At 48.5% G+C, this 24,639-nt stretch carries 20 protein-coding genes; 2 read left to right on the forward strand and 18 right to left on the reverse strand.

Annotation, left to right across the window (positions count from 1 at the left end; all coding sequences use genetic code 11):
- Positions 1–39 precede the first annotated feature (39 nt).
- The 10 genes from JSQ97_RS02555 to JSQ97_RS02600 all read right to left on the reverse strand — a co-directional run bounded on the left by JSQ97_RS02555 (position 40) and on the right by JSQ97_RS02600 (position 12,362).
- A complete protein-coding gene (locus tag JSQ97_RS02555) occupies positions 40–1,065 on the reverse strand; it encodes an SUMF1/EgtB/PvdO family nonheme iron enzyme (protein WP_205074615.1) in 1,026 nt (341 codons plus the stop codon).
- A 71-nt stretch (positions 1,066–1,136) separates the two neighbouring features.
- Positions 1,137–1,310, reverse strand: a complete 174-nt coding sequence (locus tag JSQ97_RS02560) for a hypothetical protein (protein ID WP_205074616.1) — start codon at positions 1,308–1,310, stop codon at positions 1,137–1,139.
- A 91-nt stretch (positions 1,311–1,401) separates the two neighbouring features.
- Positions 1,402–2,064 (reverse strand): hypothetical protein, encoded by a 663-nt coding sequence (locus tag JSQ97_RS02565; RefSeq protein ID WP_205074617.1) that lies wholly within the window; start codon positions 2,062–2,064, stop codon positions 1,402–1,404.
- Positions 2,065–2,159: 95 nt separating this feature from the next.
- A complete protein-coding gene (locus tag JSQ97_RS02570) occupies positions 2,160–2,798 on the reverse strand; it encodes a lactate utilization protein (RefSeq protein ID WP_205074618.1) in 639 nt (212 codons plus the stop codon).
- Positions 2,799–2,922: 124 nt separating this feature from the next.
- Positions 2,923–5,127: a toprim domain-containing protein gene (locus JSQ97_RS02575; RefSeq protein WP_239446879.1), complete on the reverse strand. Its 2,205-nt coding sequence runs from the start codon at positions 5,125–5,127 to the stop codon at positions 2,923–2,925.
- A 124-nt stretch (positions 5,128–5,251) separates the two neighbouring features.
- Entirely contained in the window at positions 5,252–7,435 is a 2,184-nt protein-coding gene (locus JSQ97_RS02580) for a peptidase domain-containing ABC transporter (RefSeq protein WP_205074619.1), read from the reverse strand.
- 14 nt (positions 7,436–7,449) lie between these two features.
- Positions 7,450–8,835, reverse strand: a complete 1,386-nt coding sequence (locus JSQ97_RS02585) for a hypothetical protein (protein WP_205074620.1) — start codon at positions 8,833–8,835, stop codon at positions 7,450–7,452.
- A complete protein-coding gene (locus tag JSQ97_RS02590) occupies positions 8,829–9,983 on the reverse strand; it encodes a beta-barrel domain-containing protein (protein WP_205074621.1) in 1,155 nt (384 codons plus the stop codon). Before JSQ97_RS02590 ends, JSQ97_RS02585 begins: the two co-directional genes overlap by 7 nt.
- A 19-nt stretch (positions 9,984–10,002) precedes the next feature.
- Positions 10,003–11,136, reverse strand: a complete 1,134-nt coding sequence (locus tag JSQ97_RS02595; protein WP_205074622.1) for an SUMF1/EgtB/PvdO family nonheme iron enzyme — start codon at positions 11,134–11,136, stop codon at positions 10,003–10,005.
- Positions 11,137–11,138: 2 nt separating this feature from the next.
- A complete protein-coding gene (locus JSQ97_RS02600) occupies positions 11,139–12,362 on the reverse strand; it encodes a LysM peptidoglycan-binding domain-containing protein (protein WP_205074623.1) in 1,224 nt (407 codons plus the stop codon).
- Between the two features lie 508 nt (positions 12,363–12,870).
- On the opposite strand from JSQ97_RS02600, the gene JSQ97_RS02605 reads away from it, so the two are divergent.
- Entirely contained in the window at positions 12,871–14,253 is a 1,383-nt protein-coding gene (locus JSQ97_RS02605; protein WP_205074624.1) for an MATE family efflux transporter, read from the forward strand.
- 54 nt (positions 14,254–14,307) lie between these two features.
- On the opposite strand, the gene JSQ97_RS02610 is transcribed toward JSQ97_RS02605, so the two are convergent.
- The 8 genes from JSQ97_RS02610 to rpe form a co-directional block, all read right to left on the reverse strand.
- Complete coding sequence (locus tag JSQ97_RS02610) at positions 14,308–14,967, reverse strand: HAD family hydrolase (RefSeq protein ID WP_205074625.1); 660 nt, start codon at positions 14,965–14,967, stop codon at positions 14,308–14,310.
- Between the two features lie 48 nt (positions 14,968–15,015).
- The gene (leuS, locus tag JSQ97_RS02615; protein ID WP_205074626.1) at positions 15,016–17,679 is read right to left on the reverse strand and encodes a leucine--tRNA ligase; all 2,664 of its coding nucleotides are present in this window, start codon (positions 17,677–17,679) and stop codon (positions 15,016–15,018) included.
- A 338-nt stretch (positions 17,680–18,017) separates the two neighbouring features.
- Entirely contained in the window at positions 18,018–18,536 is a 519-nt protein-coding gene (gene folK, locus JSQ97_RS02620) for a 2-amino-4-hydroxy-6-hydroxymethyldihydropteridine diphosphokinase (protein WP_370590021.1), read from the reverse strand.
- 9 nt (positions 18,537–18,545) lie between these two features.
- Entirely contained in the window at positions 18,546–19,751 is a 1,206-nt protein-coding gene (recA, locus tag JSQ97_RS02625) for a recombinase RecA (protein ID WP_205074628.1), read from the reverse strand.
- A 168-nt stretch (positions 19,752–19,919) separates the two neighbouring features.
- A complete protein-coding gene (locus tag JSQ97_RS02630; protein ID WP_205074629.1) occupies positions 19,920–21,026 on the reverse strand; it encodes a tetratricopeptide repeat protein in 1,107 nt (368 codons plus the stop codon).
- A gap of 2 nt (positions 21,027–21,028) precedes the next feature.
- Positions 21,029–22,117 (reverse strand): hypothetical protein, encoded by a 1,089-nt coding sequence (locus JSQ97_RS02635; protein WP_205074630.1) that lies wholly within the window; start codon positions 22,115–22,117, stop codon positions 21,029–21,031.
- Positions 22,114–22,986, reverse strand: a complete 873-nt coding sequence (locus JSQ97_RS02640) for a tetratricopeptide repeat protein (protein WP_205074631.1) — start codon at positions 22,984–22,986, stop codon at positions 22,114–22,116. The genes JSQ97_RS02635 and JSQ97_RS02640 overlap by 4 nt, the downstream gene beginning before the upstream one ends.
- Positions 22,983–23,618 carry a ribulose-phosphate 3-epimerase gene (gene rpe / locus JSQ97_RS02645; RefSeq protein ID WP_205074632.1) on the reverse strand — a complete coding sequence of 212 codons (636 nt, stop codon included), beginning with the start codon at positions 23,616–23,618 and terminating at the stop codon, positions 22,983–22,985. The genes JSQ97_RS02640 and rpe overlap by 4 nt, the downstream gene beginning before the upstream one ends.
- Before the next feature lie 194 nt (positions 23,619–23,812).
- On the opposite strand from rpe, the gene JSQ97_RS02650 reads away from it, so the two are divergent.
- Positions 23,813–24,556: a YebC/PmpR family DNA-binding transcriptional regulator gene (locus tag JSQ97_RS02650; protein WP_205074633.1), complete on the forward strand. Its 744-nt coding sequence runs from the start codon at positions 23,813–23,815 to the stop codon at positions 24,554–24,556.
- Positions 24,557–24,639: the final 83 nt, after the last annotated feature.

Raw genomic sequence — 24,639 nt, forward strand, 5'->3', positions numbered from 1 at the left:
CTCTTACCGCACCCCGCTGAAATCAAGCCGGTATTTCGTTCACGGCTTTTGCGTCGCAACATATCCTGCAAAGCACCAACCTTCCTTCCCGTCCGGTAAGCGTACCTTTATCCATGGCGCCGTGATTCCGTCTATCGTTTCTTTTTTCCCTTCTTCAAGTACCGTAAGCTGACTTCCCTTTGCTGCCAATACGACTTTTTTCGCCTGCAAATTCGGAGCCGCGCGAATATTTAAGTTATCCGCAGCATATACTTTCTTACCCGCCGAATAACGGCTGCCGAAAAGTCCTTGCCGGCTTTTGGAAACTTCCGGCACGCTTCGAACCAGCCGAAATCCGTGCGTCGAATATCGAATTCGAAGAGGATAAAAAGAAGATCTCTTGAGCATGGAAGATTCAGCTATACTGAAATCATAAGATGAGCCTTTTGAAGCCCTATAATAGTCTTCCCGTTCTTCAGGTGTTTCCGCCAAATCCCAACACCACTCGAACATATTCCCCAGCATATCATACAAACCCAACGCATTCGGCTTTTTCAGCCCGACAGGATGGAATTCAAAGTTTGCATTTTCATATAGCCACGCTTCATCGAGTACCGTCGGACTCTTTGCCGATCCGTAATCGAAATTCGTCCCCCGTGCCGATGCCGCATACTCCCATTCGGCTACCGTCGCCAAGCGATACCCGTCCGCTTCTTTATCCCACTTTACAAGGGCATCAGCCGGATAATCGGCCCTGTCTTTCAGGTAATTGCCTTTTTTCTTTTCCGCGCAAATCTCGTATACAGGCCGGTATCCACGCTTTTTACTCAGCCAATTGCAATACTCCAGCGCATCGAACCACGTTATATACCCCATCGGAAATGCAGCTGTAACGGGCTGCTCGTAATTGCGTCCCAGTTTTTCCATGTTAAGATATTCGGAACTCGGATCCGTTTCTCTAAGATACGCCTGATAATCGCCGACGGTAACCTGCACTGCCGATATATAAAAATCGGTCAGTTTAACACGCTTTGTCTCTCCGCTGCCGCGAGGATTCGTGTACGTTCCGCCTTTCACCAATATCATTTTGTCCGCCGCATCTTCGCCGAATACGCGGCAAACACTCAACAATATAATTATTCCTAAAAACAGTCTTTTCATATTAATAAACCTTCTTCCATTTTGCCGAATACGATCCAGCATATAACCGCGACGAACAGCGAAACGATAACCCATATCGTCAGCGACAGTTCTTTCGGCTCTCTGTACAGCAATATTTCCTGACTGTATTCGAGCCGCTCCAATGTATACAGCGTTACGGGTTCTTTCATACAAAACTTTCCTGCCCGTTCACGGCTTTTGCACCGCTACATATCCTGCAAAGCACCAGCCTTCCTTCCCGTCCGATAAACGTACCTTTACCTATGACTTCCTGCTCGCTTTAGATAAAAATTGATTTCCGCAGTCACTTACCGCAGATTCAAGAAAAAGAGTTACCTTTAAAAATCTTTTTAATATTTTTTGTTCCTGTTTACTCAGTTTGTCACGTGTTATCGGTTGATTGTACATCCGCAGCCAAACCTTCTTAGACGATACTTTTATATCCGGTATAAAATCAAAACGTTCTTTTAAGGGGTCTAAAACAAACAATTCCAAATCCGGACAAAAAGAAAAATCCAATCCTTCGGAACGTATCTTTTCAATAGTTTCTTTCGGCATATAACCGTTATACTCACATACTTTCAATTTTGTCATACCGGATAAAGCGGAAAAATCTGAAAAATGTACCGAACCGAAATATAATTCTTCTACAGTTGATAGCTCTTTAAGGAAGTCATAATTTTTAAGAAAAGGTAAAGTTTGAAATTCCAAAATTTTTAAGTGCTTTAACTTTTCCAAACCGCGAACACCCTGTGTCCTATACCCGTTACTATCCGAATCAAAAATAACCAGACTTTCAATATCTGCAGAATAATATTCGGCAACTTCCGTGCCGTCGGTCATTACCCTTATGATTTTTACCTCCTCGGCAAATGACCATACTGTCATCATAAGTAAAAACAACAATATCGTATTTTTTTTCATATACTACTCCTGTTATTGCCGATTGAGCGGCACAAAATTGCGGTCGTCCCGGAGTTCTCCTCCCGTTAGGATCCCGTTGTCAATTTTTTTTATAATTAAAAGCCGAGCGTTTCTCCGACGAGGACGACTTTGATCCTTCCCGCGGGTTTACACAAGCGCGTGCGCACGATGTACGAGCAGATGCTGTCGGTGCTTTTACAGTCGGCGCAGCTTCCCGTCGTTTTGCAGGGCGTGCGTATATCGAAGCGCTGTGCATTGACGGGAGCCGCCGTATTGCGCGCGCGGGAAGTCGCGTCTTCGGCGGTCTTTACGACTTTGTTTATACCGCACGCGACGATGACGCTTTTCGGGCCGAAAGTCATTGCGGCGACGCGGTTGCCGTTTCCGTCGACGTTGACGATTTCGCCGTCTTCCGAAATCGCGTTCGCACCCGTCAAATACGTATCGCATAAAAGAGCGCGCCTCATGATTTCGATTTTTTCTCCCTGCGACTGTGCCGTACTGCGGTCGATGACGCGCCATCCGCCTTTTTTTACGCGATCTATGACGCCGAGCGCTTCCATCGTCATGGAGCCGCCCCAGGATACGACATCCGTTTTCGGTATGAGCGAGAGAATTTTTTCGGCCGCTTCCGCGCATGACGCGCAGTAATAAGCGTCGAAGTGCCGAAGCGAAAGCGCTTTTATGAGGCCTGCTCCGAGTTTTTCGTTTCTGATCCGTTCCGCCTTATCCATAAAATCCTCCGCATAAAAACATATACGAATGCAACCGTCTTAAAAGCTCTCACTTTCTGACACGCATCTTTCGATTCACCGAACCGATGCGCACACGCCGAGTCAAAGGCGCCGACCGATACGCTTACGCGTCGATTTCGGAAGCGAGGTGATGTACGATAAAGTTTCTGCGTTCGGGCGTATTTTTTCCCATATAAAACTGCAGCACTTTCGGCACGTTTTTCAGCGATTCGATCGACACCGGAGTCAAATGCATACCGCGGTCTTCACCGTCGCCTTCTTTTCGCGGACGGATAAACTGTCCGAATTCGTTCGGGCTGATTTCGCCCAAGCCTTTAAATCGCGTCACTTCCGCGCCCGCTCCGAGCGCTTTCAATTCTTTGTCGCGGGACGCTTCGCTGTAGCAGTAGCGCGTCGTCGTTTTATTTCTCACGCGGAACAGCGGCGTTTCAAGGATGTACACGTGACCGCGCAAAACTATCTCTTCGAAATACAGCAAAAAATACGTGAGCACGAGATTTCGGATATGGAAGCCGTCGTTATCGGCATCGGTTGCAATGACGATCTTATCGTAGCGGAGGTCTTCGATATCTTTTTGAATGCCGAGCGAAAAGGTGAGGTTTTTCAGTTCTTCGTTTTCATAGAGCGCCGACTTCCGCCTGCCGTACATATTTTCGGGCTTTCCGCGGAGTGAAAAAATCGCCTGCGTCGCAACGTCGCGGCAGCCGACCATAGAGCCGGTTGCCGAATCGCCTTCCGTTATAAAGATCATCGACTCCGCGCCTTCTTCTCCGTCCTGCACGTGATATCGGCAGTCTTTGAGTTTGGGGATTTTGAGCGTAACGCTTTTTGCCGCTTCGCGGATCTGCTTGTCGGTAACGTTGTTGATTTCGGCGTGCGCTTTTTGATTTTTAATAATTTTTTCTTCGATCGCGCCTGCGACGTCGGGATTGTGACGCAGCCAATCGTCGATCGCGAACTGCGTTTCTTTCATGATCGGCGAGCGCACTTCGACGTTGCCGAGCTTGTTTTTCGTCTGGCTCGTAAACATGGGATTGTCGATGCCGATCTTGAGCGCGACGAAAAGTCCCCCCGCCGCATCGCGTACGTCGTATTCTTTCTTATAAAAGGCGCTGATCCCTTTTGTAAAGCCGTCGAGAAAGGAGGTTACATGGGTGCCGCCGTCTTCGGTACTCTGTCCGTTTACGAACGAATAAACGAATTTGTCGAGGCTGTTCGTATGCGTGAGGACGAATTGAATCGCTTTGCCGTTATACGAAAACATCGGATAGAGCGGCTTGCTCTTTCCCATTTCGTTTAAAAGCAGATCTTCCAATCCCTTTTCGCTCTTATATTCTTTGCCGTTGCAGCTGATGAGGAGCCCCGGATTGAGGTAGGCGTAATTCCACAAACGCTTTTCGACCATGTCCATATTGAATGTGTATGAGCCGAAAATATCTTCGTCGGGAACGAATTCGAGATAGGTGCCGTTTTTGACGCCGTCTTTCGCTTTGCCGAGTTTTTCGTCCGTCTTTTCCCCGTGCGCGTATTCCACGACGGCCATTTTTCCGTCGCGCACCGACGCCGCCCGGAAATACGAAGAGAGCGCATTCGTCGCTTTGATGCCGACGCCGTTCATGCCGATCGCCTGCTTGAACACCGTATTGTTGTACTTTGCGCCGGTGTTTACGTTCGACACGCAGTCGTCGAGTTTGCCGAGCGGAATGCCGCGCCCGTAATCGCGGATCTTCACGCGGCCGTCACTGATATCGATATCGATCCGCTTTCCGAAGCCTTGAGAAAATTCGTCGACCGCATTGTCGATACCTTCTTTTAATAAAATATAGATGCCGTCGTTTTCGTTCGATCCGTCGCCGAGACTGCCTATATACATGCCGGGTCGGAGCCGTATGTGTTCGAGTCCTTCAAGGTGCAAAATGCTGTCTTCATCGTATATGCCGTGTTTCGGAGTCGGTCTCTTGGCGATGTCGGAAAGTCTTTTCGCAGCCGTGCGCGAAGCTTCGGTTGTTGTTTTTGCCGCGTTTTTTTTCGCAGTACTTGCAGACAGTTTTTTCGCTTCTTTTACCGCGCTTTTTTTACCGGCGGCGGAAGCCGTTTTTTTCGTTTCTTTTGCAGAAAGCTTTTTAGCGCCGGCGGAAGCCGTTTTTTTTGCTGCAGTTTTCGGCTTTGCGCTCTGCGATTTTGCGGATTCCACGCGCTTTTCTTTTGTCTGAGTTTTTTTTGCAGGAGCAGCTTTCACTGCGCTTTTCGCATCTGTTTTTTTTGCGGCCGCGGCAAGCAGTCCGCCTTTTTTTTGAATACCACCCATATAATCAGTATATAGCAATTTTTCGCACGGAGCAAGAACAGCACATTGCATTACGGTAAATAGCGCACTGAATATTGACCTGACTGCAGAAACGGATCGATATCCGGGTCACCAATATCGGTGCTCATTTTTTATTAAGGATTTCACCTGAATGCTGCTGTGCGTTCCACAGCGCTTTATAAGCGCCTGTCTTTTTCAGCAGTGTTTTATGCGTTCCCGATTCGACAAGTTTGCCCGCTTCAAAAACAAATATTTTATCGCAATCTACAATAGTTGATAATCTATGTGCGATGATGATGGTCGTTATGCCGTCGGTAAGGCGGTCTACCGTTTTCATAATTGCGCGTTCGGTTACCGAATCAAGGCTCGCCGTCGCTTCATCCAATATCAGTATGCGCGGCTGCCGCAATAATATACGCGCCAAAGCGATTCTTTGCCGCTCGCCGCCCGAAAGAGTCGCTCCGCGTTCTCCGACAATTGTATTATAGCGGTCGGGCAATTTCGAGATGAACTCGTCGGCCATAGCCGCCTTTGCCGCCTGATACACCGCTTCGTCAGGAAGGTGAAGAAGTCCGAAACGGATGTTGTCTTTAATAGTACCCGAAAACAATAATATGTCTTGCGGAACATAACCTATCATTTTGCGGTAAGACGGAGTATCAAAATCTTTTATGTTTATTCCGTCGACCGAAATTTCTCCGGCAGTAAAATTATAGAATTTCATTAAAAGCTTTGTCAGCGTTGTTTTTCCGGAACCGGAAGTTCCCACGAATGCAACTTTTTGCCCCGCTTTAACGGAAAGCGATATGTTTTCGAGCGTATTGCCTCTTGTTCCGTACGCGAACGTCACATTTTTAACTTCTATATCGCCGTTCAGGTTGTCTTTTTTTATATCGCCCGAATCGATATCTTCTTCGGGAATATCGAGTATTTCCGCCAAGCGCACGGCGGCAACGAATGCTTCCTGCAGCGAAGGCTGCAAGGTTAAAAGGCGTCCCAAAGGGCCTAAAAAATAGCCGGACAGCAAAACAAACGAAATGAGGCGGCCCAAACTCATGGTTCCCGCCAATATATGCAAACTGCCGATCCAATACACGGCAAGGGTTCCGCCCTGCGATAAAAACGTATGCAAAGCGTTTTCGATATTTCCCATTGTTCCGAGCGTAAGCCCCTTTTTTATCGAATCGACGATTTTTATTTCGGTACGTTCAAAGGCGAGTTTTTCGCTCGAAAGCGCTTTAAGCGTTGCAATACCGTTGATATTTTCCACCATAACCGATTGCTTTTCCGCGTCGACGGCGGCTTTGATTTTAAGCATATTTTTATACGGGTTAAAAAACAGCCACGCCAAAATCGCCGATAAAATTACGGGTATAACCGCAGCGATAAGCAAACTGCCGCCGAATATAAATAAAAAGACACCGCCTATAAGCAGCATTAAAGAATCGAGTACCACAGACAGCGATGTAGACGATATCGCATAGCGGATCGTTGCCGTATCGTTAATACGCGACAGAATTTCTCCCGTTTTTCGGGAAGTAAAAAAATCCATGGGTAATTTTAATATATGCCTGAAATATTCAAACATCAACGCCGCGTCGATTTTGTTGCTCATATACAGCATGAGCTGATTTCTGGAAAACATCAAAAGCGCTTGAAATACGATAACAAGGGCATAACCGAGCGAAAAAAGCGTCAAGGTCATTTTTACACCCGTATACAGCACTTCATCGATTAAAAATCTGAAATAAAACGCCGTAGCTATTCCCAACAGGCTTAAAAGAATGCTTGCAACCAGAACTTCGACAAGTATTTTTTTATACCTCGTCAAAATTTTAACAAAGCGGGTAAGTTTGGTATCCGTATCTTTATTCTTTTCGAATTTTTCCATAGGCAGTATAATAAAGAATACGCCTGTCCATTCACCCCTAAAAGCATCCGCTTTGACAATCCTTAGCCCGCATGCGGGATCGCCTATATATACTTTATTATTTTTATATTTATATACAATAACATAATGGTCTAAATTGTCGCGCTTAACGTGCGCAATAAACGGGTACATCATATCCGTTGAAAGCGTTTTAGCGGGGCTTGCTCCGCCTTTACAGGAAAAGCCCAATTCTTCGGCTCCGCGGATAATTCCGAAACCCGACGTTCCGTCCCTATCGGTTCCGGCGAGCCGCCTGATTAGGGTAAGCGGAATTCTTTTACCGTAATATTTACATACGGAGGCCAAACATGCGGGAGCGCAATCGAACTCATCGTGCTGCAATATAACAGGGCAGCGTTCAAAAATCCCTGCAAACATAATCCCCCTCACGATCAATAGCCGTTTAACAAAGCTGCAATGCGACGAAAACGCACTTCTTTATATGTGTTATCGATAAGCTCGGCATTTAAAAGCTGATATTCGAAATTTATTTGATTGAGATGACCTTGCTCGAGCAAAGCCTGTGCCGTAACGATTTTATTATCCGCATCGATTTTATCCAACAGCGCCTTTTCCGATAATTTTTTTAATAACATAATATTCGTCTGATATTGTTTTTCTTTTATTTGCTGATTTTTAAATAGTTGTTCTTCGGTCAGATTATATATCCGGTATGTTGCAGACAGCGAATTATTTAAATAATATTCTTGGGATACGGGAGAAAGAGAAAGGCGCATACCGACGGTAAAGCTCCAATTCCAATGTCCGGTATTTTTCCAATATTCCAGAATCGAATCCTTAAAATCATTTGAAAACTCCCGCGCGGAAACGGGTTCCGCTTCCGCCGAAAATCGTAACTTCGGCAAAACATTGAGTTTGTTGTCGGCTTCCGTGTAAAGATTTCGTACAAGTTTCGCAGTTTCAAGCGTATAATCCAAACCGTTTTCAATTTGCGTTTCAGCCGTATATGTTTCCCAATATAAAAGCCAGGAATCCGTATCCTGCGGCATATCTTTTTCTTCCAGTCCGAACACATATAAATTTTGCACAATATTTGCGAAATTCTGTTCCATCTGTATCAAATTCAAATACGTTTCATAACGCTTTGTTTTTCGTTCAGCCAATTCGAAAGAAGAAAGCCTTCCCAAAAGCCATAACTGTTCATCGGCTTCAGCTTCCTGTTCCTGCAGCTTTTGACGGCGTTCTTCCAATGCAATACGTTCTTGCAGCAGAAGATAGCGGCTTACCGCAAGAACAGATTCGGCAATTATTCGTTTTTTTTCGATTTTTAATTGAATATCCGCTATCGTTTTATCCGTTTTCCACGCGAGATTTTGTCCTTTCCATACAAGCGAAAATAATTTCGGCGCGACGATATACAGAGGAAACGCCAAAGCAAACGAACTCGAAAATTCGTATCCGTTCCGGTCTGAGGTATTTTCATTATATGCAAAAAATTGAGAAGCCTGTCCTTGCGCGCTAATACCGCCGGGAATATCCTGCAAAAGCACAAAAGACGTCTTAACCGCATGGATTTGCGACGGCTGCGCCGTTTTTTCATACAAAGCGGCATTATACCCCAGATCCAAAGCGGGCTGCGGCAACCAGCGATATTTATACGGAATAAGCAGGATTTCGGTATTTTTATGTTCCAAAAGCGCGCTGCGGTACACGGGGCTGAAAGCAAGCACTTTATCGATAAAATTCGAATAATCTTCGCCGTATACGTAAAAAGCGCCCAGTAAAAGCAAATAGCATGCACTCAGCTTTTTTACCACACCATATCCAGCTTTTTCAGAATATACCATAAAATCGTTTGCTCTTTAAGAATAATGCGGCTTTCCACTTCCAAACCGCTTTTAATCGGATAGGAACGCTTTTTTTTATCTTCCAAAAACGATTTATCTATATTTACCGAAACGGTAAAATACAAAGCACCGCTATTGTCTGCGGAAGCATCGGGGTCCATCGCCGTTATCGTACCCACAGCTCCGCCGAATTCGTGAAACGGAAATGCGGGAAAACGCAGTTTTACTTTCATGCCTTTTTCAAGCTTTCCGCTCATTTTGGCGGGAATCTTCAATTCCGCTTTATACACATTGCCGTCATCGGGAACGATATTTAAAATTTTTTGATCGGCAAAAAGGTAATCGTTTTTGTTCAGCGAAGCCAGTTCCTGTACGGTACCCGCTATGGGCGCATAAACGGAAGTATTTTTAAGATTTTGCCGCACCTGTTCGATTTGACTTTTCAAATCTTCAAGTTCCACAATGCTTTGCACGTATTCGCCGCTTATGTCTTTTATAAAAGTCGAATTATGCGTTTCCAAATTCAGCTGCTGTATGTTTTTTTCGTATTCGAGTTCGCGCAATTTTACCGGCGTTATCGCCTCTTTCGGCATACGCAGCGCTTCCTGCCATGTTTTTTCGGCAAACGCATAGCGTTTTTCCAACAGTTCTCTTTGATACGCATATGCTTGAAAACGCGTGAGCGCAACCGTATTGCTTTTATCGATATCCGTAATTCCCATATAAAAACTTTTTTCTATCTGCTGCAATCCGTTTATTTTTATTATCAGTTTTTCAAGGTTCGTTTTTAACGCGGCTTCCTTTGCTTCCAAAACCTGCGAATTGATTTTTAAAAGCAGCGCATCTTTTTCCACCCGCTCGGCAGGCCGGTAGTACAATCCGGTAATTTCGCCCGAAACCGCATTTTTTACCTGCGAAATATTCGATACGGGACGTACAATACCTTTTGCGCGCACCGTTTCTTCCATTTTGCCGAATACGATCCAGCATATAACCGCAACGAACAGCGAAACGATAACCCATATCGTCAGCGACAGTTCTTTCGGCTCTCTGTACAGCAATATTTCCTGACTGTATTCGAGCCGATCCAATGTATACAGCGCTACAGGTTCTTTCATACAAAACTTTCCTGCCCGTTCACGGCTTTTGCACCGCTATATATCCTGCAAAGCACCAGCCTTCCTTCCCGTCCGGTAAACGTACCTTTACCCACGGCGCCGTGATTCCGTCTATCGTTTCCTTTTTCCCCTCTTCAAGTACCGTAAGCGGACTTCCCTTTGCTGCCAATACGACTTTTTCCGCCTGCAAATTCGGAGCCACGCGAATATTTAAGTTATCGGAGGCATAATATACCGAACCGACGCTGTAACGGCTGGCGGATGTCTTTTGTGCCGATTTGTCAATTCTGACTGCGATCCGAACAGGACGAACCCCTGTATAATATCTTTCCAATGGGTCGCTGCCGCCTTTTGCCGATAAAACAGCCATATAAGGAATCATATTTACCCCTACGTCTTTTTTATCGGGATAACTTACACAAGCACCACATGAAAGACGTGATTTATTTATTCCTTCCTCCCCTGCGGAATTCGGCTTTATATCCCAACACCATTCCCATGCGTTCCCGAATACATCGTATAAACCGACAGGGTTCGGCTCAAGTTTTCCCACCGGCTCGGTCGATGATGAATTTGTAGCAACCCATGCATACCGTTCTACCGGCTTCTTTTCCCACCACTTCGTTTTTATCCCTTCCAAACCGCCCAGTGCAAAATATATCCATTCGCTCTCTTCCGGAAGGCGATATCCGTCCGCTTTTTTATTCACAACAATCTCAGGCATTTTTACCGGCTCGGGATACGTATACGAGCTTTGTACCTGCATATCTCCTTTTAACGTATAAACTGGCGTATACCCCTCTTTTTTGCTTCGCCAGTTACAATATTCGAGCGCTTCAAAAAATGTCATACCCACCGCAGCCGATTCCGGATACGCCATAAGATTATAATAATTCAGCTGTACCGCCGTAATCTTATAGAATTCCTTTTTGCCCGTTTCATTTATAAACGCTTCCCACTCGCTGCGCGTCGTTTCATACTTTTGTACGTATAAATCGGGAACCGTTACTTCTTCGGAACCGATACCCAGCAGCTTTTTCCAATTGTACGTTCCGCCTTGCACGAATACGGTTTCGATCACAGGGAGACTTTCTTTCGCCGTACAGCAAAACACAACGGTTGTAAGCAGTAAAACTATAATATTTTTTCTCATCGTTAATCTCCCAATTTTAATTGCTGTAAAGGACGTATGACAGACAATGTATATTCCTGTATCCCCGCTCCGGGATCGTGCTCTTGCCACGGGCTATTTTGAACCAACTTAAAATGACAAGTTCTCTGTTTTTCATCACCGGTTTTATAATATTCCCCCATACCGAATTCATAGTTAGAACTTTTAAATCCTTCTTCATCCATTTTTACAAGTTGCCAGTCATTTTCTTTAGAATATACATAGTCATAATACATATCGGTTTTTGCTTCTTTCGCTATGGCCTTTGACATTTTGGGGAAATCGGGAACTTCGCCGTTCGATTTTATATAAACATCTTTAGCACCCTTCATAAAATTATCTACATCTTCATCGCTTAATCCTTTTTTCTCTCGATATACATTTATAATGTCGGTTGCATAACAAAGCGCATTCGGATAATTATATCTCTGTTCCAACTCCTTTTGTTTTATCATAGTATTGGAAAATAAAGTTTCTTTTTTTATTACTTCATTTGAAAGTTTTGGAACATTTTGTATTTGCGCTTCAACCGTCTCTTTTCTCCTACCCCAGCCCCTTCTTCTCCCTAAATAACTCTCGGCATTCGCCTTATTTACGTTTCCGAACGCATCCCGTATCCTGTCAAAAACGCCGGAAATCTTCGAACGGGCACCCTTATACATCGTACCCTGTATGCTCACTTTCTGCTGTATACCGGATAGCCCCTTATGTTCCGGCAGAGCCTGCCCTCCGATCGTCTTCCTTCCCGCCCCCTGCCGATAACCGCCTCCTCGTAAGAAACCGCTCCCCGTCGAAGTCCTTCCTTCTCGTGACGTCCTTTCTGCAGAACCCTTTTCTTTTCCTGTATTCGCTTCCGCAGACCCGGCTCCCGAAGATGTCTCCGTCGGTTTTTCAAAGACGATCTTATCACCCGGATGTATTACATCTATGTCTTTTATCCCGCTGTTCTTCGCTACTTCCTTTACTTTTTCCGCTATCTCTTCTTTGCTCGCTCCCGGATACCGCTCCCGCACGATACCGCTCAGCGTATCACCTTCCCGTACCGTATAATCCGTACTGCCGCTTTTCTTCTCTTCTTTACTTTTAGGTTCTCCGCCCTTCAGTCCGTTCCCCGACAATCCTCCGTTTTTCTTTCCTTCCGTACCCGTCGAGCCCGTATGTGTTTTACTTCCTTTACTCTTATCTTTATTCGTCTCTTTCGACTTCACTCCGCCGCCCGATGATCTATTTGAACCTCTCCCCGAAGAACCCTTCGACGAGCTTCCTCCCGAACCGGACGATCTTCCGCCCCCTGATCTACCCCCGCTCCTGTCTCGTTTTCCCCCGTTCACTTCAAGCAGTTCTTCAAAACTCAGCTCGTACGCTCCCCACTTCGCCAAATCTTCACTCGTCGGCATACTCTGCGCACCTATCCTTCCATTTCCCTTTAACATACTTCCCCCTCAACAATACCGGCCTTATCAAATTTAATGACCGCATTTTTATTGTTTCGATTTTACGTTCAGCAAAATACTACGCTGAATTCTTTTAGCACGGAAGATCGATCGGCGGGCGGGATGTATAACCTTTGAAGTCGTTCCAAAACAGGCGCTTTGTTAAGCCTATCCTATAAATCGATTTACCTTTTGTCAAGGGGCCGATTACGGGGCAAGGTCTGCATACGCTCTCTTTCGTACAAGCTGGACAAAGGCGTAAAAGCGCTGTACAGTAAAACGCATGACGCGCGACGGCAACAAGGGCACATCCGCTTTCATCCTCACAGGACCGGTATGGCGCTCGCTCCTTTCGTTTTTTTTCCCGATTCTGCTCGGCACTTTTTTTCAGCAGCTGTACAATACGGTCGATGCCGTTATCGTCGGGCAATTTCTCGGCAAAGCAGCCCTTGCCGCCGTAAGCGGAGGAAGCGGCGTCTACGTCAATCTCCTCGTAGGATTTTTTCTCGGAGTATCGAGCGGCGCAACGATCATAATCTCTCAATTTTACGGTGCCAAACGCGAGCACGAGCTGAGCCGAGCCGTACACACCGCTATGGCGATGTCGATATGGGCGGGCATCTTTATGTCCGTCGCCGGCGTTTTCGCTTCCGCTCCCGCGATGAAAGCGATATCTACACCGAGCGACATCTTTTCGCTTTCGGTAACATACCTCCGAATCTATTTTGCCGGTGCCCTTCCGATGTTCGTCTATAACGTCGGATCGGGCGTTTTGCGCGCGCTCGGCGACAGCAAAAGCCCCTTTATCATTCTCGTTGCGGGCTGTATCGCAAACATCTTCCTCGATCTGCTTTTTGTCGCGGTCTTCCGCTTAGGCGTCGCGGGGGCGGCGTGGGCGACCGTTATTTCGGAAGTCCTCTGTACGGTTTTGACACTCGTAAAACTCATGCGGGAACCGAACCGCTACGCCCGCCTCGTCATCGGAAAAATTCGTTTTACACCGCACCTCCTTTCACGCATGAGTGCAATAGGACTTCCGGCCGGCATGCAAGCTTCGCTCTATACCGTTTCAAATTTAATAATTCAATCGAATATCAATTCGTTCGGAACGGACGCCGCAGCTGCATGGGCGGCATACGGCAGGCTCGATTCCGTCTTTTGGATGACCGTAAGCTCCTTCGGCATTGCAATCACAACCTTTGCCGGTCAAAACTACGGCGCGCGCAAAATCGACCGCATGAAAAAGGCGACGATACAGGGGCTCGGTATGGCGGGAGGAGCCGCCCTCTTTTATACGCTGATCTTTTATCTTTTCGGACAATATTTCTTTTTGCTTTTTACGCACGATGAAGCGGTAATCGAGCAGGGAAAATCGCTGCTGCATTTTTTGCCGCTCTTTTTTATCGCCTACGTTCCGATCGAAATACTTTCCGGTACGATCCGCAGCACCGGCGAAACGTTCAAGCCTATGATCATAACGATGCTCGGCGTATGCGTGTTGCGCGTCGCATGGATTTTCACAGCCGTTCCGCTGCACAACACGCTTCTAACCGTCGTCGCCTGTTATCCGATCACGTGGACTGCGACCGCGATCGCTTTTTGTATCTATTACTGCAGAGGAACATGGCTTACGGGTCGAATGCCGAGTTCGAAAAATATCAGCTAACAGCGCTGTAGTTACGGCGAGAACTTCGTTCGGTTTCGCCTCGCGCGCATCTTGTCACGCACCGACGGCAGCCGAAAGCTCTTTTGCGTTATTGACGATTTTTTGCGCTCCGTGTTCGGCAAGGAATTCGCTTTCCTTAAAACCCCACGAAACGCTGATGCACGGGATACCCGCATTTTTTGCAGTTTCTATATCGACTTCGGAATCTCCGACGTACACGCAGTCTTTTTTTTCCGCTCCGATTTTTTTAATAATTTCAAACACCGAATCGGGCGCGGGCTTCGTTTTGATACCGTCTCTCGTTCCGACGGCGGCATCGAAGAGGTGCGGGAAATACGTTTCGACAAGGATCTGCACGGCTTCATCCGGCTTATTCGAAACGACGGCGGTCTTTACGCCCTTCGATCGAAGAATCGCGAGCAGTTCGGTAATACCGTCGTAAGGTTTTGTCGCATCGGCGCAGTGGACGTCATAGTACGATGTATAGAGCGCAAACACTTTATCGAAAAGGTCATCCTCCGTACCTTCGGGCACCGCGCGCCGAATCAATTTTACCGCACCGTTTCCGACAAAGCGCCGCACTTCTTCGCGCGTCCGCTTCGGAAGACCGTTCGCTTCGAGGGCGTAGTTTACGCTTGATGCCAAATCGTCGAGCGTGTCGAGGATCGTACCGTCCATATCGAAGATAACCGCTTTATAATACAACCCGCTCATCGTTTTACGCCCCTTATCGCCGTGTTCCGAAGTATACCCGCCGCCGAATCACTGTACGACGATATTGACGAGTTTATCCGGCACGACAATCATTTTAATAATTTTTTTGCCTTCGATGTGCTTTACAGCGCTTTCCTCTGCAAGCGCCGTCTTTTCAAGTTCGTCTTTCGGCGTACCGCTCGCCGCTTGAAAGGTTGCGCGAAGTTTTCCGTTTACCATAACGGCTATCGTTTTCGTATCGTCGGCACAATATTTTTCGTCGATCGCGGGCCACGCTTCGTATGCAACCGTCTCATCGTGACCGAGTTTTTGCCACAGATCTTCGCCCAAATGCGGCGCATAGCACGAAAGCATTTTGACAAAGCCTTCCCACATGAGTTTCGGCACGACGGAAAGCTTCGATACTTCGTTGATAAAAATCATCATCTGACTGATCGCCGTATTGAACGAAAGGCTTGCCGTATCGTCGCTCACTTTTTTTACCGTCTGCGCATAGGTTTTCCGCGCAGATGCAAGAGAAGCGTCGTCGAGTGTGCAGAAGATATTGATATCGCCGATTTCCTTTTCGCTCACGTTCCACACTTTTTCGAGAAAGCGGTTTATGCCGACGATGCCCTGCGTATTCCACGGCTTCGACATCGTCAGCGGCCCCATAAACATTTCGTACATGCGTACGCTGTCCGCGCCGTAGAGCTGTATCTCTTCGTCGGGATTTACGACGTTTTTCAGCGACTTGCTCATCTTTGCGACGACGCGTTCGAGTTTTTCACCCGTCGCTTTTTCGATATAGACGCCGTCTTTTTCTTCGACCATATCGGTCGGAACGAGGGTTTTATTTTTGCGCTCGTATGCAAACGACGTGATCATCCCCTGATTGACCAGGCGGCGGAAGGGTTCTTTCGTAGATACCGCTCCGATATCGTAGAGGACTTTGTGCCAAAAACGCGCGTACAAAAGGTGAAGCACCGCGTGCTCGGCACCTCCGACATAGAGATCGACCGGCATCCAGTATTTTTCTTTTTCGGGAGCGCAAAAACAATCGTCATTGTGCGGGTCGAGATAGCGCAGATAATACCAGCAGCTTCCCGCCCACTGCGGCATCGTATTCGTTTCGCGTTTCGCTTTTCCGCCGCACTTGGGACAAGTGCAGTTCACCCACTCGTCGATCCCCGCAAGCGGACTTTCCCCCGTACCCGTCGGCTGATAGGTTTTTACATCGGGCAGCACGAGGGGCAGATCCTTTTCGTCGACGGGAACGACACCGCAGATCGGACAGTGTACGAGCGGAATCGGCTCTCCCCAATAGCGCTGACGGCTGAAAATCCAATCGCGCAGTTTGTAATTTACCGCTTCTTTTCCGATGCCTTTTTCGGAAAGCCATGCTATCATGTCTTTGATCGTCTGTTTCGTAGCCGTTCCCGTAAAGGCTCCGCTGTTGATCGAATACCCGTCCGCACTCGTGCACGCATCGGCAACGTTGAAGATTTCGGGATGCGCTTCGACAAGTTTTCGATATGCCGCCTCGTCTTTTGTGGCGTTCAATAAAATCGCCTGTCCCGCTTTTTCGTCTCCGCCGCCGAGGGAAGCGACTTCTTCTTTCGATGCGACGACTTTTACGATCGGCAAATCGAATTTTTTTGCAAAGTCCCAGTCGCGCTCATCGTGCGCGGGAACGGCCATGATTGCACCGGTGCCGTACGAAATGAGTACGTAGTCCGAAATCCAAATCGGAATCTCGCATCCGTTTACGGGGTCGATCGCATAGCTTCCCGTAAACACGCCCGTTTTATCTTTTGCCAAATCGGTGCGCTCGAGGTCGGATTTTTTTGCGGCGCTTTCGACGTATGCGGAGACGGCTTCTTTTTGTTCGTCTGTCGTAAGCTTTGAAACGAGCGGGTGTTCGGGCGCGATAACCATGTACGTCGCTCCGAAAAGCGTATCCGCCCGCGTCGTGTAAACCGTGAGCTTATCTCCGCTCGCTTTGCCGTCTTTGCCTGCAACAGCGAAATCGACTTCTCCTCCCGTCGATCGTCCGATCCAATTTTCCTGCATGAGCTTGACGCTTTCAGGCCAATCGAGTTCGTTCAAATCTTCGAGCAATCTGTCGGCGTACGCGGTGATCTTTAAAACCCACTGGCGGATCGTTTTGCGCGTAACGGGAGAACCGCAGCGTTCGCATTTTCCTTCTTTGACTTCTTCGTTTGCGAGCCCCGTCTTGCAGCTCGGACACCAGTTTATCGGAGAATCCGTTTCATAAGCGAGACCGCGCTTGTACAGCTGTAAAAAAATCCACTGCGTCCATTTATAATAAGTTTCTTTACACGTGATGACGCACCTGTCCCAATCGTAGGAAAAACCGAGCGCTTTGATCTGCTGCGTAAAGTGTTCGATGTTCGCCATCGTCGAAGTTGCCGGATGAGTGCCCGTTTTGATCGCATAATTTTCGGCGGGCAAACCGAATGCGTCGTAGCCCATCGGATGCAAAACATTGTATCCGTTCATGCGGAGATAGCGGCAGTAGATATCGGTCGCCGTATAGCCTTCAGGGTGTCCGACGTGCAAGCCCGCGCCGCTCGGGTACGGAAACATATCGAGAACGTAGCGCCGCTTTTCTTTCGGCACCGATTCGTCTTCGGTCGTTTTGAAGGTTTTATGCTCTTCCCAATATTTTTGCCACTTCGGTTCAATCGTTTCAAAAGGATATTTTGACATAGGTACTCCAATCGTTTATGCGCACTGCAAGTTATTTTCGCATTTTTTCATTATACTTGCACGGAAAGGCAGTGGCAAGACGGAGCGCGAAGATTTCGAGCAGTGCGGAACTTGCAACGAGCGCGGAGCGCGAAGTTCCCCGCGCAGAAATTTCCGCGCGTCTCCCATAAAAGAAAAACGCGATGAGCGTTTTTCAACTCTCGACTTAAAAAAGCAAAATCGATTCTAAAAATCCGTCGCACCGTTTCCTCACGCTTCACACTTCATCGCGATTTCAAGACAAATCACCGCAGTTTTTGCAGCTTTGCGCCTCATTGCGTTTACGCGCCTCGGTTTTATCAATCGCTGCAGCGCTCTATACGCTGATCGGAAAGCTTTTCCAAATCCGCACCGTATTTTTTTATCAAAAGAGAAACCTCTCCCCTATCATCATCTCCGAGTGCACGGCGTTTTAATAGTTCGAGGAACGGGACAAGCACAAAGGCTCTCTCGCGCATTCTCGGATGCGGGATCGTAAGCGCTTCGTCGTCGATTTCCATATCGCCGAAAAGTTCGATATCGATGTCGAGGGAACGAGGTCCGAAGCGCACTTCTTTTTTACGGTTGCGCCCGTACTTCTCTTCAATCTTGTGAATTTCGGCAAGGAGATCATGCGGCGTAAGTCCTTCGCGGACGGCGCCGCAGACGACCATATTGTAAAAATCGCTTTGATCGGCGATGTAGAGCGCCTGTGTGCGGTACAGCGAAGAAACGGCAAACGTAACGAAAAGCGGGTGCAGTTCCGCACAAGCCGCCTTTACGATATCGATCGGCGGCATGGAGCGGTACGGCATATTCGAGCCGATACCGAGCGTCACTTCATGCAATCAAAAAAGCTCCTCTTCGTTTGCCGCAGGTTTTACCCCCGCCTTTACCCCGTCGCTTTTTTTCACATCGGCGGCAGGGCGAGCATCCGCTTTTTGTGCGGCGGGTTTTGCCGCATCGGATTTTATGTCGGCTTTTCCCGCATCGCCCTTTGCCGCGCCGTCTTTCATCTTGAGCGCTTGCCCCGGAAAGAGTTCGGTGCGCAATTTTTTTTCGATATTTGCGGCAAAGTCTTTATTCGTTTCGAGGAACTGCACCGCGTTTTCTTTTCCCTGTCCGATTTTATCTTCTCCCGCCGAATACCACGCGCCGCGTTTTTCAATGAGGCCGTGCTTTACCGCGGAATCGAGGAGGCTCGCCGAAGCGGATACGCCTTTTCCGAAATAGATGTCGAGCTCGACTTTGCGGAACGGGGGGGCGACTTTGTTTTTGACGACTTTTACGCGCACGCGGTTTCCCATCGCGTCTTCGTCGCCCTTCCCTTCGATCGATTCTATGCGGCGGATTTCGAGACGCACCGACGAATAAAATTTAAGCGCATTGCCGCCCGTCGTCGTTTCCGGATTTCCGAACATGACTCCGATCTTCATGCGGATCTGGTTTATAAACACGAGGATCGCATTCGACTTGCCGATGATCGCCGTGAGTTTTCTGAGCGCTTGGCTCATAAGGCGCGCCTGCAAACCCATGTGGCTGTCGCCCATTTCTCCTTCAATTTCGGCCTGCGGAGTTAAGGCCGCGACCGAATCGATAACTATGATATCGACCGCGCCCGAGCGTATCAAATCTTCTGCGATCTCAAGCGCCTGCTCTCCCGTATCCGGCTGCGATACCCAAAGGTCGTCGATATTGACGCCGAGGCTTTTCGCATACTGCGGATCGAGGGCGTGCTCCGCATCGATAAAAGCGGCGATGCCTCCGAGCTTTTGCGCTTCGGCGATCGCATGGAGGGCAAGCGTCGTCTTTCCCGAAGACTCAGGTCCATACATTTCGATGATGCGTCCGCGAGGATAACCTCCGATGCCGAGCGCTTCGTCGAGCAAAATCGAGCCGGAGGGGACTACGTCGAAACCCGCTGTGTCCGCCTTTGTACCAAGCTTCATCAGAGAACCCGCGCCGTATTGCTTTTCAATTTGGAGCCGAGCGGCTTCCAAAGCCTTTAATTTTTCCGACTTATCCGCCGGCTGGTTTACAGCTGCCGTTGCCATTACACACCTTCCTTTATCAATTTTTTCCGCACCGCTTTCGCACAAAACGGGGCGCCGCAAAACTCGGACAGGCTCCCGAAATCGACTCGATTTTTTTAGAGCTGCCCTCTATATATATATCGCCGAAACTTTGCCATTTTACGCGGAAATCACATAAAAAACTGCAGTTTACGGTGTTTCGAGAAACTCCTTTACGCTTTGATACACCGACCGCCCTTCAAGGCTCAGCTTTCCGTTTTCGAATACGATCTTTCCGAGCACTTTCACCGGAAGCGAGCTCGTAATTCCCGGATCGGATCGGAATTGCACCGGCACGATGCCGACAACTTTTTCCATCGTTTCGTAGCCGACAAGCAAATCGAAACGGTATGAAGTACCCTGCACGGCGGCATTTGAAACGCGCCCCGACCAGACGGCATAACAATCTTCGTAGAGCACGGGATTTTTCACCGCATCTTCATACGAGGGATTGTCGGCTATCGTGTCGAAAGTCGGAGGTGAAAGATAGCTCATCAAAACGCGCGCTTTTTGTTTGATCGAAAGCGATGCGTTCGAATGCAAGATCCGGTTGATTTCGATCTGCGCCGCATTGTCGCGATAGGCTTGAAAATACCGCTGAGAACGCGCATAGCTTTCGGTTATCTCTTTGTTCGACAGGATAAACGCATAAGCCGAAGATACCATATCCTTTTCCTGAGCGAATTTCGTTTCGTCGGAAGAAAGCGCAAGCGCCGATAAGTCCGCCCTCTCCCCCTCGGGAGCGTTTCGCGGAAATCGGATAATGAGCAGCATAAAAAGCGCTCCCAGCACGCAAGCCGCCGCAGGAACGGCGATTCCTAAAATCTTTCCGATATTCACACCGAGCGGCGGATAAAACCGTTCGATTTTTCCGCTGTCGATCCACCGGCAAATCGTATCGTAATCGCCCCGCGTTCGAATAAATTCGAGAGCCTTTTTTGCGGTTTTATTTTCGGGATCGCCGTCGAGCACTTCCAGATAATACTGCACCGCGCGGTCGGTATTGCCCCGCCGCAAAAAAAGAGCGGCTTGTCCCAAAAGCAAGCCGGTGTCGGTGAGCTTTATCTCCCGCGCTTTTTGATAGTACATCGATGCCGTTCCCGCGTCTCCCGCATAGAGACACGCGTGTGCGAGCAAAATATAGTAATCGAAATTACCTTCGTAAATTTCGCTTCGCCCTTCGAGGAGCTTTATCGCAGAAGGGAAATCTCTGCGAGAGAGCATTTTTGAAGCGACATCGAGAACATCGCGCGGCATATTTATCGCCGCCTCAGCTGCTCGAGGATCGCATCGAGTTCCGCGTTGAGTTCCGCGAGTTCATCCGCATCGGCATCGTAATCGCTCAATGCCTGTATTCTTTGCAAAAGAGAAGCGACGTACGCTTTGTCGAGCTTCCATTCGGGAACGGCGCTTTCATCGCCGACGTTCGCTTTCGCGTTTTCATTCGCTTTATCATCCACAGGAAGCGTTTTATCGAAAGAAGCGATATATGCGCCACCTTTCGGCACAGTCCCGTCGGAGGAAAGCGCGATATAAAAAACGACTTCCGCTTCCGCCCCTCTTTCGAGCGACGCTTTCGGCCAATTTACCGCGAGCGCGGAATTGTTGTACGACGTCACGCTGTCGAAAGAACGGACGGGAACAAAAACCGGAGACCACATCGGAAGGGAAAGCACGTCTTTATTGCCGAGCGTCGCCTCTTCGATCTTCGTCGTATCCGCTCCGTACAATAAAAACTGCACGGCCGCTTCCTGCCCCCGCGACAAAATCCAGCGGGATGCGCTCATATCGTGAAACTGCGTTTCCGCATTGATCGATTTTATATCCGCCGTAGAAAAATGTGTTTTCGTCTTTTCTCCGAGCACCGTATCGAATACGCCCTTGAGCGCAAAGGTGTTCGTTTTTTTTCCCGCGTTGACGACGGAAATGCGAACTTTTACAATATCGTCGAAAGAGCTTTCGGGAGACCTTGCAAACGAAAAATCGACCGTAACATCTGCAATTTTGTGCAGCTTATAGACGAGCGTTCCGCCGTCGGGATTTGCAGTCGCACCCGTCACAGCACCGCGGTGCGAACTTAAACGATATTCTTTTTTTCCGGCGAGGAGGGAAAAATACGTCGACGTAAACGCATCCGCTCCTGAAAAGACCGCAGTTTCGCTCCCGTCTTCTCCGAGCGCATAGAGCTGAAAGGTTCCCCGCTCCCCGCGAAGCACGAGTTTTGCGTTTCCCGAAGATACGGTCACGGTCTTCGCGTCCGCACCCTCTTTCGCAAAAAGATATCCGGACACCGATAAAACGAAACAGACGGCAAAGACGGCGCCGCGCAAAAAGACTCGCCCGTTCACTGTGCCTCCTCCTTCATGAGCGCTTCCGCTTCGCGCGCTTTCGCTTTGAGGCGCAGCACGCGCTCGTTCGCTTCGGCTTTTTGAGAAGCAAGTTTATTTTGCAGATCGGTAAGCTCCGCCTGCAGGCGTTTATTTTCCGCTGCGAGCGCTTCGTTTTTTTTCTGCAAATCGGCCGCCCTTTTTTCGCTCCCCGAAGAAGTGACGCTCACCGCATCGTACATGTGCAGCTGCTTTTCGTAATCTTCTTTTGCCGCCAAATACGCTTCTCCCGTTTTTTTCAGGAGATATAATAATTTTTCTTCACGCGTGCGCTGTGCGATCGCTTCAATGCGATGTTCGGCCGCCTGAGCTTTTGCATCGGAGGAAAATTCGCGTACGATGCGCTCGTACAGCGGAAGCGCTTCATCGTAATTGTAGCCGACATAAAAGGATTCGGCGATCCAAAACAAAGCCGACGCGTACATTTCGTGATCGGCATACTGATGACAAAAATCGCTCAAAAGCAAAACCGCTTTTTCATAGTCTCCGAGATAAAAAAACGCGCGCCCTTTTTGATATTGCACGTAGGATTCATACGGACCGCCCTGAAAAACCCGAAGGTAATAATCGCAATCGGCAAGCGCTTCGGCATACGCGCCGGTATACATTTCCGCCGCGATGAGCATATAGCGCGTTTCGCCCGTATCGTTTTCGGGATAGGCAGCCGCTTTACGGAGAGAAATCATCGCCGAATACCAATCGCCCGATTTGAATGCGTCGCAGCCCTGAGCGAGAGCGGCTTGCCCTTCACGGGATGCGGAAAAAACGGATGCCCCACAAAAAATGAGGACGGCAAGGGCGAGCGCAAAACGTTTTTCGGTACCGATCATATCGACTCCAAATCGAATTCGCCTTTAAAAAATGCGGAACCCGATACGAGAATATCGGCGCCCGCACCGATAACGAGAGGCGCCGTCGCTTTATTGACGCCTCCGTCGACGGAAATATCAAATGAAAGATTTTTCGCTTTTTTAATTGCCGAAAGCTCTTCGATTTTATCCGCACACGAGCGAATAAACGATTGTCCGCCGAAGCCGGGATTTACCGTCATGACGAGCACGAGGTCGACGAGGGGCAAAATTTCGGAAAGCGCGGAAACGGGCGTCGACGGTACGAAGGCGATGCCCGCTTTTTTGCCGAGCGATTTGATGCGCTCGATGAGCCGATGAACGTGTACCGTCCCCTCGATGTGAAAGGTGATCCAGTCGGCGCCGCAATCGGCAAATGAATCGACTTGAAGCTCGGGATGTTCGACCATGAGGTGTACGTCGAACGGCAACTTCGTATGTTTTCTCAAAGAAGCAATGACCGGCTGCCCGTACGAAATCTGCGGCACGAAGCTTCCGTCCATCACGTCGATGTGCACGGAACCGCTGTGTTTTTGTTCAATCAATGCGAGTGCCGCTTTCAAATTCGCAAAATCGGCGGAAAGCAGCGACGGAGAAAGCCTAATCGTACTCATTTTATCTATTATATCAGAATACGGGCAAACTGTCTATTATCGTGCGGATCATCTGCAAAGCCGCCGCCCCGTGCGGTTTACATATCCCGCTTTTCACAACCGCTTTTCATATCGTTGACAGTCATATTCGTTTCATGCTATAGTCACAAAACAATCATTATTCAGTAATTTTTTTCATAGGAGTTCGATAAACCATGTCAGGACACAGTAAATGGTCAACGATTAAACATGCAAAGGGGATCGCCGACGCGAAGCGCGGTCAAATGTTTACAAAATTTATTAAAGAAATTTCAATCGCTGCGCGCATGGGCGGCGGAGACCCGAACTCGAATCCCAGACTCCGCACCGCCATCTTAAAAGCGCGCGCATCGAGTATGCCGAAAGACAATATCGAACGCGCGATCAAAAAAGGTACCGGCGACACGGACGGAAAAACCTACGAAGAGCTCGTCTACGAAGGATACGGACCGGGCGGAGTTGCCGTCCTTGTCGAAACGCTTACCGACAATAAAAACCGCGCGGCGGCCGACGTGCGCAACATCTTCGACAAAAACGGCGGAAAGCTCGGAGTGACGGGTTCGGTTTCCCGTATGTTTGCGCGCAAAGGCACGATCGAATACGACGCCGAAAAAGTATCGGAAGATACGGTCATGGAAGTCGGTCTCGAAGCCGGCGCCGACGACATCGTAAACGACGGCGGTATCATCACCGTAACGACCGATCCTTCGACTTTTGACAGCGTACTTGAAGCGCTTCAGGAAAAAGGGCTAGAATCGCTTTCCGCGCAAGTGGGCATGGTCGCCGATACGAACGCGCAAGTCGATGCGGCAACGGCCGAAAAAGTGCAAAAGCTCATCGACAAGCTCGAAGAAAACGACGACGTACAAAACGTGTATACGAACGTCGAATACCCCGAAGATTTTGCGCCTGCAGAGTAACATCGATTCGATTTTTGCCGCTTGCTTTTTCATTGCGAGCGTATGTACGAACCTCTGAAAACCGTATCCGGTTTTCGGAGGTT

Origin of the sequence: Treponema sp. Marseille-Q4523 (genome assembly GCF_016901105.1) — a bacterium.
GTDB lineage: Bacteria > Spirochaetota > Spirochaetia > Treponematales > Treponemataceae > Treponema_D.

Bases quoted from the DNA above. Each gene is read 5' to 3' on its own strand.
- JSQ97_RS02560 (WP_205074616.1), bottom strand. From the start codon at position 1,310: ATGAAAGAACCCGTAACGCTGTATACATTGGAGCGGCTCGAATACAGT.
- JSQ97_RS02605 (WP_205074624.1), top strand. From the start codon at position 12,871: ATGACGCGCGACGGCAACAAGGGCACATCCGCTTTCATCCTCACAGGA.
- JSQ97_RS02610 (WP_205074625.1), bottom strand. From the start codon at position 14,967: ATGAGCGGGTTGTATTATAAAGCGGTTATCTTCGATATGGACGGTACG.
- rpe (WP_205074632.1), bottom strand. From the start codon at position 23,618: ATGAGTACGATTAGGCTTTCTCCGTCGCTGCTTTCCGCCGATTTTGCG.
- JSQ97_RS02630 (WP_205074629.1), bottom strand. From the start codon at position 21,026: ATGCCGCGCGATGTTCTCGATGTCGCTTCAAAAATGCTCTCTCGCAGA.
- JSQ97_RS02570 (WP_205074618.1), bottom strand. From the start codon at position 2,798: ATGGATAAGGCGGAACGGATCAGAAACGAAAAACTCGGAGCAGGCCTC.
- leuS (WP_205074626.1), bottom strand. From the start codon at position 17,679: ATGTCAAAATATCCTTTTGAAACGATTGAACCGAAGTGGCAAAAATAT.
- JSQ97_RS02650 (WP_205074633.1), top strand. From the start codon at position 23,813: ATGTCAGGACACAGTAAATGGTCAACGATTAAACATGCAAAGGGGATC.
- JSQ97_RS02555 (WP_205074615.1), bottom strand. From the start codon at position 1,065: ATGATATTGGTGAAAGGCGGAACGTACACGAATCCTCGCGGCAGCGGA.
- JSQ97_RS02565 (WP_205074617.1), bottom strand. From the start codon at position 2,064: ATGAAAAAAAATACGATATTGTTGTTTTTACTTATGATGACAGTATGG.
- JSQ97_RS02590 (WP_205074621.1), bottom strand. From the start codon at position 9,983: ATGAAAGAACCTGTAGCGCTGTATACATTGGATCGGCTCGAATACAGT.
- JSQ97_RS02640 (WP_205074631.1), bottom strand. From the start codon at position 22,986: ATGATCGGTACCGAAAAACGTTTTGCGCTCGCCCTTGCCGTCCTCATT.
- JSQ97_RS02580 (WP_205074619.1), bottom strand. From the start codon at position 7,435: ATGTTTGCAGGGATTTTTGAACGCTGCCCTGTTATATTGCAGCACGAT.
- JSQ97_RS02595 (WP_205074622.1), bottom strand. From the start codon at position 11,136: ATGAGAAAAAATATTATAGTTTTACTGCTTACAACCGTTGTGTTTTGC.
- recA (WP_205074628.1), bottom strand. From the start codon at position 19,751: ATGGCAACGGCAGCTGTAAACCAGCCGGCGGATAAGTCGGAAAAATTA.
- JSQ97_RS02575 (WP_239446879.1), bottom strand. From the start codon at position 5,127: ATGGGTGGTATTCAAAAAAAAGGCGGACTGCTTGCCGCGGCCGCAAAA.